The sequence below is a fragment of the Caballeronia sp. genome (genome assembly GCF_028292365.1).
In the GTDB taxonomy this organism is placed as follows: Bacteria; Pseudomonadota; Gammaproteobacteria; order Burkholderiales; family Burkholderiaceae; genus Caballeronia.
Genome location: NZ_JAQGMM010000024.1, coordinates 1 through 10,794 on the forward strand (window position 1 = coordinate 1; position 10,794 = coordinate 10,794).

At 61.0% G+C, this 10,794-nt stretch carries 9 protein-coding genes; 4 read left to right on the top strand and 5 right to left on the bottom strand.

Annotated elements, in window-relative coordinates; genetic code table 11:
* A partial coding sequence (locus JWR14_RS01110; protein WP_299699903.1) for a solute carrier family 23 protein occupies nucleotides 1-479 on the bottom strand: 479 nt, incomplete at its 3' end.
* A gap of 92 nt (nucleotides 480-571) precedes the next feature.
* Here JWR14_RS01110 and JWR14_RS01115 point away from each other — a divergent pair.
* Nucleotides 572-1,480 carry a LysR family transcriptional regulator gene (locus JWR14_RS01115; RefSeq protein ID WP_299699906.1) on the top strand — a complete coding sequence of 303 codons (909 nt, stop codon included), beginning with the start codon at nucleotides 572-574 and terminating at the stop codon, nucleotides 1,478-1,480.
* 19 nt (nucleotides 1,481-1,499) lie between these two features.
* On the opposite strand, the gene JWR14_RS01120 is transcribed toward JWR14_RS01115, so the two are convergent.
* The 3 genes from JWR14_RS01120 to JWR14_RS01130 all read right to left on the bottom strand — a co-directional run bounded on the left by JWR14_RS01120 (nucleotide 1,500) and on the right by JWR14_RS01130 (nucleotide 4,827).
* Nucleotides 1,500-2,543, bottom strand: coding sequence for a nucleoside hydrolase (locus tag JWR14_RS01120; RefSeq protein WP_299699909.1), 1,044 nt, complete (start codon nucleotides 2,541-2,543; stop codon nucleotides 1,500-1,502).
* Nucleotides 2,544-2,545: 2 nt separating this feature from the next.
* A complete protein-coding gene (locus JWR14_RS01125) occupies nucleotides 2,546-3,658 on the bottom strand; it encodes a porin (RefSeq protein WP_299699927.1) in 1,113 nt (370 codons plus the stop codon).
* A gap of 212 nt (nucleotides 3,659-3,870) precedes the next feature.
* The gene (locus JWR14_RS01130) at nucleotides 3,871-4,827 is read right to left on the bottom strand and encodes an AraC family transcriptional regulator (RefSeq protein WP_299699912.1); all 957 of its coding nucleotides are present in this window, start codon (nucleotides 4,825-4,827) and stop codon (nucleotides 3,871-3,873) included.
* 118 nt (nucleotides 4,828-4,945) lie between these two features.
* On the opposite strand from JWR14_RS01130, the gene JWR14_RS01135 reads away from it, so the two are divergent.
* Nucleotides 4,946-6,028 carry an aldo/keto reductase gene (locus tag JWR14_RS01135; protein WP_299699915.1) on the top strand — a complete coding sequence of 361 codons (1,083 nt, stop codon included), beginning with the start codon at nucleotides 4,946-4,948 and terminating at the stop codon, nucleotides 6,026-6,028.
* Between the two features lie 18 nt (nucleotides 6,029-6,046).
* Here JWR14_RS01135 and JWR14_RS01140 read toward each other — a convergent pair whose 3' ends face one another.
* The gene (locus tag JWR14_RS01140) at nucleotides 6,047-6,811 is read right to left on the bottom strand and encodes a GntR family transcriptional regulator (protein ID WP_299699918.1); all 765 of its coding nucleotides are present in this window, start codon (nucleotides 6,809-6,811) and stop codon (nucleotides 6,047-6,049) included.
* A 158-nt stretch (nucleotides 6,812-6,969) separates the two neighbouring features.
* Here JWR14_RS01140 and JWR14_RS01145 point away from each other — a divergent pair, with 158 nt between their 5' ends.
* The gene (locus tag JWR14_RS01145) at nucleotides 6,970-8,190 is read left to right on the top strand and encodes an aminotransferase class V-fold PLP-dependent enzyme (protein ID WP_299699921.1); all 1,221 of its coding nucleotides are present in this window, start codon (nucleotides 6,970-6,972) and stop codon (nucleotides 8,188-8,190) included.
* Between the two features lie 70 nt (nucleotides 8,191-8,260).
* The coding region (locus JWR14_RS01150) for an FAD-binding and (Fe-S)-binding domain-containing protein (protein WP_299699924.1) at nucleotides 8,261-10,794 on the top strand (2,534 nt) is incomplete at its 3' end.

Here is a 10,794-nt window from a genome sequence, read left to right on the forward strand (position 1 = left end):
AGCACCGCGATAAAGAGCCCGATGGACGCGCCGAGACCCAGCTTGATCTGCGCCGGAATCAGCCGCACGACCAGACTGCGCGCGCCGACCAGCGTAAGGATAAGAAACAGCACGCCGGAGATGAACGCAATGCCGAGACCGGTTTGCCACGCAACATGTTCGGTCGCCGCCAGCGTCACGCCGAGGATCACCGATCCACCAATCCCGGGTCCGACGATAAACGGCAGATTCGTATAAAGTCCCATGAAAATGGTGCTTAAAACGAAAACGATGATGGTTGACGTGGTCGCCGCACCCCGATCCATGCCGCCCGTTGCAAGCAGCGACGGGATCACGACAAGCAGATACGCCGCCGCGAGAAACGACGTAATGCCTGCAAGTGTCTCGATCCGCACGCTGGTATTGCGTGCGCTCAATGCAAAGCGGCGATCCAGCCAGCCGCTCGATGTTTTTGGTGCGGCGAGCTCGGGAGAAGCCATCGAAGATTCCTTGTTCACTATTGTTTCCTTTGCTTAGGCCGGCTTGGTCGCGCTTTATACTGCGGCGCATTGTCCCGAAGCGGTGGCGCTCAATGTCCGATCGTTCGTCCCTCTTGCCCGCGCTGACGTTGCGGCAAGTGCAGTATTTCGTTGCGCTCGCGCACGCGCGCAGCTTCACGCAAGCGGCGCAATCGCTCTCGCTGACACAACCGGCCCTGACCGCCGCGATCCGGCAGATCGAGTTCCTGCTCGGCGGTCCTTTGTTTGCGCGTTCCGCTCACCGCCTGACGCTGACTGCTGCCGGCGCCAGCATACTGCCGCTTGCCGAGCGCCTGCTCAACCATGCGCGCGGCACTTTCGACGACATGGCCAGCACCTTCGCCGAGCGCGTGCAGACGGTGCGCATCGCGATGATTCCGTCCGTGGCGGGACGCCTGCTGCCGGTATTGAACGCGTTCCGCGAACAACGGCCATCGCTGCGTTTCACGCTCACTGACTTGCCGAATAGCGCGCTGATCGATGCGGTGCGCGATGGTGTCGCCGACATCGGCATTGGCGTGCATGAACCCGAAGCGAACCACGAGGCGTTGCGGTTCAAGGACGTTTTCGAAGACGAGATCGTCGTGGTACTGCGTCGCGACGATCCGCTCGCCAAACGCAAGACGCTGCCGTGGGCGAAGCTTGTTGGCCGGGACCTTGCTGTGTTCGTGCGCGGCAGTGTGAGCGACGCGTTGCATCGAACAAGTGGCGATGAAAAGCTGCGTCTTTCCGTGGCGTACCGGATGGAATACTCCGAGCCGCTGTACGCGTTGGCGCGCAACGGCCTGGCGATTGCCGTGCTGCCGAGCCTCTATACGCTGCATCTGCACGATCCCGAACTGATAGCCCTTCGTCTGGACAAACCGCGTGTCACGCGCGCCATTGCGTTGATCTCGCTGGCGGGCGAAGACCGCGGTCCGCATGTGAAAGCGTGTTGGGACTATATTGCCGCGCATATTTAAACCATGAGCAAACAGCGGCTTAGGGAAGCGTAGCAATGCTCGCCCGTAGCGCGGCATAAAACGCATCGGCATCGACGTCGGTAATCCAGGTTGCGTTCGGTGCACGGCCGCTATGGCCGCTCCAGTCAACTACCGTTTCGCCCAGCGTCCATTGCCCAGTTGTCTCCACCACCACATTCACCAGACGTCCCTTGAACAAGGACGGATCGACGAGATAACCCGCCGCGGTAGGATCGTACATGGGTGCTTCTTCCACGCCGCGCCGGCCCTTCTGATACTTCACTTCCGCCGCCATGATGTCCGCGACGATCGCGCCGCAGCGGTTGCCAATGGCGCGTATTGGCGCAATGCGCGCGGGCGTGATGGGCGCTTTCACGGCGACATCGCGTGGCAGCACGACGATCGGCACGCCGCTCGCGAACACAATGCTCGCCGCGTCCGGATCGACATAGACGTTGAACTCGGCAGCCGGCGTGATGTTGCCGCGCTCGAAGAACGCGCCGCCCATCAGCACGATTTCGCGCAAGCCGTCGCGGATTTCGGGCGCTTCGGTCAGCGCGGTGGCCAGGTTCGTCAGCGGTCCGATCGCGCAGATCGTCACGCTGTGAGGTGGGGCCGCCTTCAACGTTTCGATGAGATATGCCACCGCGTGCTGTTGCGCGGCCGGCGCCAGCGGTTCGTGCAATTCCACGCCTTCGAGGCCCGTCTTGCCATGCACGTTCGCAGCAGTAATCAGCGGGCGCATCAGTGGACGCGGGCAGCCTGCATAAACCGGCAGGGTCTTCGTCTGACCCGCCCAGTCGCGAATGATGCGCGCGTTGCGTTCAGTCAGGTCCAGCGGCACGTTGCCCGCCACCGCAGTCAATGCGCGCACGTCCAGCCGGTCGCGCGCGCCGAGTGCGAACAGGATGGCGATGGCATCGTCCTGGCCCGGATCGCAATCGATAATGACCGTGCGCCGCTCGTTGGCCGCCTGCGCAAGTGGGCTGAACATCGCACCGGCAGTCAACGCTGCCGATGCCTTGAGGAACGTACGGCGAGGGATATTAAAAGTTTGGCTCATGTTCAGAACACGTGGCGCATGCCGATGGTTGCGACCAGTTGGCGTGTCGTTGTCGACTGCGCGAACGCGAAGATTTGCGCATGCTGAGCGTCGCCGGCGGCTAGCTGGCCGATCACTGTCAACGCTATGTCAGTACGCTTCGAAAGAAAATAGTCCGCCTGCAAGTTCACCTGATGCCACTGCGGCTTCTGGTTGATCACATCGTACTTGCCGTCGGTGTAACCGTAGGCCGCGCCGAGGAACAGCGACGGGGTCATGGTGTACACCACGTTCACGCCAAAGTTCTGCAAGTGCAGATGCGAGTTGTCGAGGTAATCGTAGTGAACATCGGTGAAGAGCGCGGCGAATTGCGCCTTCCCGATCGTGTAGAAACCACCGGTGCCGGCAATGCGCTGTTTGCTCGCGAACACGGACGGGTGGGTCGCGCTCTTATCGAAGATCAAGATGGGTGACGCGTAGTCGTTGGAGATCGCGCCGTCCGGATTGGTGGGGCTGTCCGGGTGGTTATACTGCGCGTACACCGCGCTCCATTTGAACGGGCCATTCTCGTAGCCGACGCCGAAGCTGTACGCGTTGTTGTCGCCGAAGCCGGTCGAGTTGCTGAAGCCATAAATGGCCGTGGCCTTCAGCCCGCGATAATCCGGGCTCACATACTTGACCGAATTCTGGACGCGGATGTCGTTATAACCGTTGTCGTTATCGCCGATGTTCACGCCGTTGCTCGCAATGATCACCGGACCGATGTAATCGTGAATCGCGTCGTACTGGCGACCGAGGGTCAGCGTGCCGTAGGTTTTATCGGCGAGACCCACGTACGCCAGCCGGCCGAATTCGCGGCCGTTCTGCGAAGCCGTGCCGCTCATGATGTTGAAACCGTTCTCAAGCTGGAACACCGCGGTCAAGCCGCCGCCCAGGTCTTCGCGTCCTTTCAGGCCCCAGCGCGGATTCTGGTTCGTGCCGCTGAGCGCCTCATAAGCGTTGTGACCCCCTTGGTTGGTCGCGAACCCAACGCCGCCTGAAATCAGGCCGTAAAGGGTGACACTGCTCTGTGCATACGACGACGCCGTGAAGGCGCCCAGCACCGCGAGAGGAGCAAGCTTGAGTAGTTTCATGATGGTCCGGTGGCGAGTAGATATTCTTGTCGCGCTCGATTTTGGTTGCATGGCGCGTTGTGACTGCATCGGACTGTACAAAGCTGAAAACCATAAAAATAATTGCGTTTTCTTATCAACCCATCAAATGGATTTATACAAGGGGCTTCAGGCGTCAGGAATGTGCGCGGGTTGAGGACGCGCTGAGGGGAGGGTTAAGAGGCACGTTCATTCCTTCAGGCGATGCTTTGCGCAAGCGTCGGCACGCCGCGTAAGCGTGCGACGTCGCGGCCTGGCGGCGCGCCGAACAGGCGGCTGTATTCGCGGCTGAACTGCGATGGGCTGTCGTAGCCCACCTCGAATCCCACCGCGGCCACATCTGCCGATTCCACCAAAAGCCGCGCGCGCGCCTCCTGCAGACGTATGCGCTTCTGATATTGAAGCGGGCTCATCGACGTCACCGCGCGGAAATGCCGGTGAAACGACGAAACGCTCATGCCCACCAGCCCGGCGAGTGCTTCGGTCGCGAGCGTCTCGGCGTAATGGCTGCGAATCCAGCGGATGGCATGGCTGATTTGCGACAAGCGGCTATCGGCGAGACCGATCTGCCGCACCATCGCACCCTGTTCACCCGCCAGCAGCCGCCACAGGATTTCGCGCTCGAGCATGGGCGCGAGCACGAAAATATCTTCGGGGTGATCCAGCAGGCGAAGCAAGCGTACGATCGGATCGAGCAACTCCGGCAACGCACTACTGATAGCCAAACCCAGGGGCTCCCCGACCGTCCTGTCGCCGGGCGCGGTCTCCAGCAACAGGGTGGCAATGTTCGCCGGCTTCAGCACCAGCCCCATCGCAAGAAAGGGTTCGCGCTCGCTTGCCTCGACTACGTGCCCGGTGATCGGCAAGTCGACCGACACCACCAGGTACTGCCCCGCGCGGTATTCGAACACCTTGTCGTTGAGCACCGTGCGTTTGGTGCCTTGTGCGATCACGGCAAGCGTGGGTTCGTACACATGGTGGATCGGCTCGGTGGTTGTGTCGGAAGCCATGATTGCGACGCCCGGCAGCGCTTCGACCATCATGTCGGGGCGGGCGTGGCGTTTGATCAAGCTGCGAAGTTCGGCGAGATGTTCCATTCTTCCACGGTAAGGGGCGAACGCGCTCATTGTAAGCACGGCAAGCACCGTACGCATGTTTCGCTCAATGTTGGCAGGATTGTGCAAGAGCTTGCGAGCATTGGTCTATCGCCGGGAAGGCGCATGGTGGTTTTATTGACGTCTGGCCAACCCGTCAATTTTCAGGAGAAACATCATGTCGCTGGATTCCTACGTCACGCTTGGCCGCTCGGGCCTTCGGGTCAGTCCGTTTTGTCTCGGCACCATGACCTTCGGCGAAGACTGGGGCTGGGGCTCAAGCCCCGCTGAGGCAGAAACCATCCTTGCCGAGTATCTCGACCGGGGCGGCAATTTCATCGATACCGCCAACATCTACACCCTCGGTCATTCCGAGAAGATCATTGGCGACTTCTTTGCGCGGCAAAAAGGCCGCCGGGATCGCACGGTCATTGCCACGAAGTTCTTCGGCAATCTGTATCGCGGAGATCCGAACGGTGGCGGAGCCGGGCGCAAGGCAATCGTCGAGCAATGCGAGCAATCGCTGCGCCGGTTGCAGACGGATTACATCGACCTGTACTGGATGCACAACTGGGACCGCACGGCGCCCATTGAAGAGACGATGCGCGCGATGGACGATCTTGTGAGCGCCGGCAAGGTGCGTTATGTGGGGTTCTCCGACGCGCCCGCCTGGAAGGTCGCGCAGGCGCAGATGATCGCGCAGTTCCGCGGCTGGACACCGTTAATCGCGATACAGGTTGAATACTCGCTTCTGCAACGGACCGTAGAGGGCGAATTGACGCCGATGGCGCAAGAGCTTGGTATTGGCGTGATGCCGTGGAGCCCTCTCAAGAACGGCTGGCTGTCGGGCAAATACAGCCGGGAGAATGTGAATACCGTTGCGTCGGATCGCGGGTCCCTGGTGGGCTTGCCGACCGAGAAGGATTTTCAGGTTATCGATGCGCTGACGGCCGTTGCCAAGGAAGCCAACGCCACTCCGGCGGCGGTTGCGCTTGCGTGGGTGCAGAACCGTCCGGGCGTGACGTCGACAATTCTTGGAGCGCGCAGAATCGACCAGCTTCAGGCGAATCTTGCCGCGCTCGATCTCAAGCTGACTGACGCGCAGATCGCGGCGCTTGACGAGGTATCGAAGCCCGCTCTCAACTTCCCCGCCGATCTCAACCGCGACCTTTCGCCGAGCTTTGCGTTTGCAGGGGCAACTGTCGACGGTCAGCGGACAGCGGTCTTGCCCCTGCTGTCCGAAAACGCGCCTCGATATTGATGTGGGCGATAACCCGTTTTAACCCGGCGGCGCGTCAGGCAGCGTGCCGCCCTCTGACCGCGTGCGCACCGTAGTCATGGTTCTCTCGGCCAGCACCGCATCGCGCTTGGACAGCAAATGGCCACGCAGGATAGACGCCATGCGCTTGCCGTCGCGTGCTTCCAGCGCCTCGATCATGGCTTCGTGATCGCGGATCGCGCTGTCCCACTTCACCGTCTGGAAGTTGGACCGGAACCGCAATGCCTGCAGCCGCCGGTTCACCGATATATAAGTCTGCCGCAGCGCCGAATTGCGCGCGGCGTCGTTGATCTTGTCGTGAATGGCCTGATTGCGGCTGTAATACCCCGACAGGTCGTTCTGTTCGCGGCAAGCCAGCATCGCGTAATGCAGCGCCTTGATTTCGCTCAGCTCGGCAGGTGTTATGCGCTCGCATGCGAGTTCGCCCGAGAACGCTTCGAGCCCGCTCATCAGTTCGAAAGTCTCGCGAATCTCCGCCTCGCTCATCTGCGACACCGATGCACCCCGGTTCGGCAAGATGTCGATCAGTCCCTCGGACGCCAGCACCTTCAGCGCCTCACGCAGCGGCGTGCGCGAAATGCCCAGCGTCTCGCACAACGTGCGTTCGTTGAGTTTCACGCCCGGCGCAAGCAAGCCTTCGACGATGAAATTGCGCAGGTGCTCAACCACCGTGTCATGCAACCGCTGCCGCTCAACTTTTGGAAGCGTGGCTGCGGTCTGCGAAATCTGCGCGATCTGTGAATCCTGCAGATGATCATTTTGCATTCAATACCTCAACCCTTTTCTATTGACACGATTTTACCGTACCACGCCGGTAAGTTTGGAGGGGCGGGTTTCCACCTAAGAAAAACAAGCATTTACCGCTTCCGGTCATCGTCTCGGTGCGCTAAAGTATTTTGCATGCAAAATTCAAAGGACGCATCATGTTAAAACTCGATTTCCATCCCGCTGGTCGCCATTTCCTGCAGATTCCGGGTCCCAGCCCGGTCCCGGACCGCATTCTACGGGCAATGAGTTATCCGACGATCGACCATCGCGGGCCGGAATTCGGTGCGTTAGGCCTGAAAGTCCTGGACGGCATCAAGGCCATCTTCAAGACTGAACAGCCGGTCGTGATCTATCCGTCATCGGGCACGGGCGCATGGGAAGCGGCGCTCTGCAACACGCTCAGCCCCGGCGACACCGTGTTGATGTTCGAGACCGGCCACTTCGCGACGCTCTGGAAAAAGATGGCCGAGAACCTGGGGTTGAAGCCGGAATTCCTGGGCTTGCCAGGCATTGAGGGATGGCGGCGCGGCGTGCAGGCCGACATGATCGAAGCGCGTTTGCGTGAAGACACGCAGCACACGATCAAGGCGGTTTGCGTGGTGCATAACGAAACCTCGACGGGTGTCACGTCGGACATTGCAGCGGTGCGTCGCGCGATCGATGCGGCCGGACATCCTGCCTTGTTTCTCGTCGATACCATTTCTGGGCTTGCGTCAGCGGATTACCGGCATGACGAATGGGGCGTGGATGTCACCGTGTCCGGTTCGCAAAAAGGCTTGATGCTGCCACCGGGAATTAGCTTCAATGCGGTCTCGCCGAAAGCGATCAAGGCGAGCAAGGCCGCGAAGTTGCCGCGTGCGTTCTGGGCGTGGGACGAGATCATCGAGATGAACAAGAGCGGGTACTGGCCGTACACGCCGAACACCAATTTGCTCTACGGTTTGTCTGAAGCGCTCGAGATGATCGGCGACGAAGGGCTCGAGCAGGTCTTCGCCCGCCATCAAAGATTGGCCGCGGCTTGCCGCGCTGCGGTCAATGCGTGGGGACTCGAGATCCAGTGCGCCGATCCGGCCGTTTATTCGCCAGTGCTGACGGGCGTGATGACGCCCGAAGGAGTCGACGCGGATGCGATTCGCAAGACCATCTACGAAAACTTCGATATGTCGCTTGGCACGGGTCTAGGCAAGCTGAAGGGCCGCATGTTCCGCATCGGGCACCTGGGCGATTGCAATGACCTCACGCTGATGGCAACGCTCACAGGCTGCGAAATGGGCCTGAAGTTGTCCGGCGTGAAGCTCGCCGGCAGCGGCGTCCTGGCAGCAATGGACTATCTGACCAGCAACACCGCAGCCCCCGAATTGAAGGCGGCGGCGTGATACGAAGCTGGTCCGGCGTGACCAGCTCTTCTTCGCAAACTCCCTACTATTTAACCGCGCGTAGACGCCGATGCTGACTAAATCTTCCGAAGCGCTCGTCCAGCCGATCCATCTGATGCCGGCGTCGGCGCGCGCCACGCTGTCGCCGCTGGCCATGCGCCTGCGTCAAGAGTTACGTGGCGACGTATTGTTCGACCGGGCTGCGCGCGGACGCTACGCGACGGATGCATCGATCTACCAGATCATGCCGCTGGGCGCGGTTGTTCCGAAAGATCAGGAGGACTTGCTGCTCGCTTTGGAAATTGCACGCGACGCGCACGTTCCCGTGCTCGCACGCGGGGCGGGAACGAGCCAGTGCGGGCAGACGATTGGCGAAGCGTTGATTATCGATACAAGCAAGTGGCTCAACAATATCGTCCACTTCGACCGTGAAGCGCGCACGGTGACGGTGGAGCCGGGCGTGGTGCTGGATCATCTGAACGCGTGGCTGAAGCCGCACGGCTTGTGGTTTCCCGTCGATGTATCGACCAGTGCGCAATGTACGATCGGCGGCATGGCGGGCAATAACTCGTGCGGCTCGCGGTCGATGGAATACGGGATCATGGTGCACAACGTGGTGTCTATCGACGCCGTGCTGGCCGATGGTCATCAAGCCACGTTCGCGGCATTGCATGCGATGTCATCCGATGCGCGAACGCGTTCGCTGGTCGAAGGCGTGCAGCGCATTGCACAACGCGAACGCGATGAGATCCGCGAGCAGGTGCCGAAGGTGTTGCGCCGCGTAGCGGGCTACAACATCGATCTCTTCGATTGCCAGAGCCCCTTGCCCTTCAGCGCCGATGGCGAGCCAAATCTCGCGCAATTACTGGTGGGCTCCGAAGGCACGCTCGCATTCAGCCGGCAACTCACGTTGAAGCTCTGGCCTTTGCCTGAGCATAAGACGCTCGGCGTCGTGAACTTTCCCACGTTCTACGACGCGATGGACATGACGCAGCACATCGTCAGGCTGGGACCGGTCGCGGTGGAACTGGTCGACCGCACGATGATCGACCTGTCGATGTCCAATCCCGCATTCCGTCCCGTGATCGAACGTGCGCTGGTCGGCCAGCCGCAAGCCGTGTTGCTGGTCGAATTCGCCGGCGCGGACAAGGCCGTACAGCTCGCGAAGCTTGCGCAGCTTGTGGAACTGATGGGCGATCTGGGCTTGCCCGGCTCCGTGGTCGAGATGTCCGATGCCTCGCAACAAAAGGCCTTGTGGGAAGTGCGCAAGGCCGGCCTCAACATCATGATGAGCATGAAGGGCGACGGCAAGCCGGTCTCGTTTATCGAAGATTGCGCGGTGCCGCTCGAACATCTCGCGCAGTACACCACGCGACTCACTGAGGTCTTCCACAAGCATCACACTGAAGGCACGTGGTACGCGCATGCGAGCGTCGGGACGCTGCACGTGCGGCCTATTCTCGATATGCGCCGCACCGGCGCGGAGAAAATGCGCGCGATTGCGGAAGAAGCGTCGGCGCTGGTGCGTGAGTACAAGGGTGCGTATTCCGGTGAACATGGCGATGGTTTGTGCCGCGGCGAATGGGTCGCGTGGCAATACGGGCCGCGACTGAACGAGGCGTTCCGCGAGATCAAGACGCTCTTCGATCCCGAGAATCGCATGAGTCCGGATCGCATCGTGAATCCGCCGAAAATGGACGATGCAACGAACTTCCGTTTTCCGCCGACGTATCGCGAGCGCGACATCGCCACGCAGCTCGACTGGTCGCAATGGAACGTGACGCGTGATCCGTTGACGGGTGTCGAGACCGCACCAGGAACGGGCGACGATCACACCGGCGGCCTCGCGAAGGCCGTCGAAATGTGCAACAACAACGGCCATTGCCGCAAGTTCGATGCTGGCACCATGTGCCCGAGCTATCGCATCACCAAGGACGAGCAGCATGTCACGCGGGGCCGGGCGAATACGCTGCGGCTCGCGATCAGCGGGCAACTCGGTGAGGGCGGCCTTGCAAGCCAGGACGTGAAGGATGTGCTGGACCTGTGCGTGTCGTGCAAGGGCTGCAAGCGTGATTGCCCCACGGGGGTCGACATGGCGAAGATCAAGATTGAAGCGCGCGCCGCGTGGACCTCGGTGAATGGCCTGCGCATGCGCGACCGGCTAGTGGGCTTTCTGCCACGTTACGCGCCGTACGCGAGCCGCATGCCGTCGTTGTTCGGATCGGTCGAGCGTTTGCCGCGCTTCGCAGGCTGGTTAAAAACCCGCCTTGGCCTTGCGCCGCAACGCGCGTTTCCGCGCTTCGTGAAGTCCTTTTTATCGACGGCCATACAGCCCTTGCCACCCGCGCAGGGCGACAAGGAAGTGCTGCTTTTTGTCGATACCTTCAACAACTACATGGAACCGGACAACGCCCGCGCCGCCAAGCGTGTACTCGAAGCGGCGGGCTACACGGTTCATCTGAACATCAAGGCGGGCGAGCGGCCGCTGTGCTGCGGGCGCACGTTCCTCTCGGCAGGCCGGGTCGACGAAGCGAAGGCCGAAGCGCGCCGAACGCTGGACACATTGCGCCCGTATATAGAACGCGGCGTGCCGGTTGTCGGTCT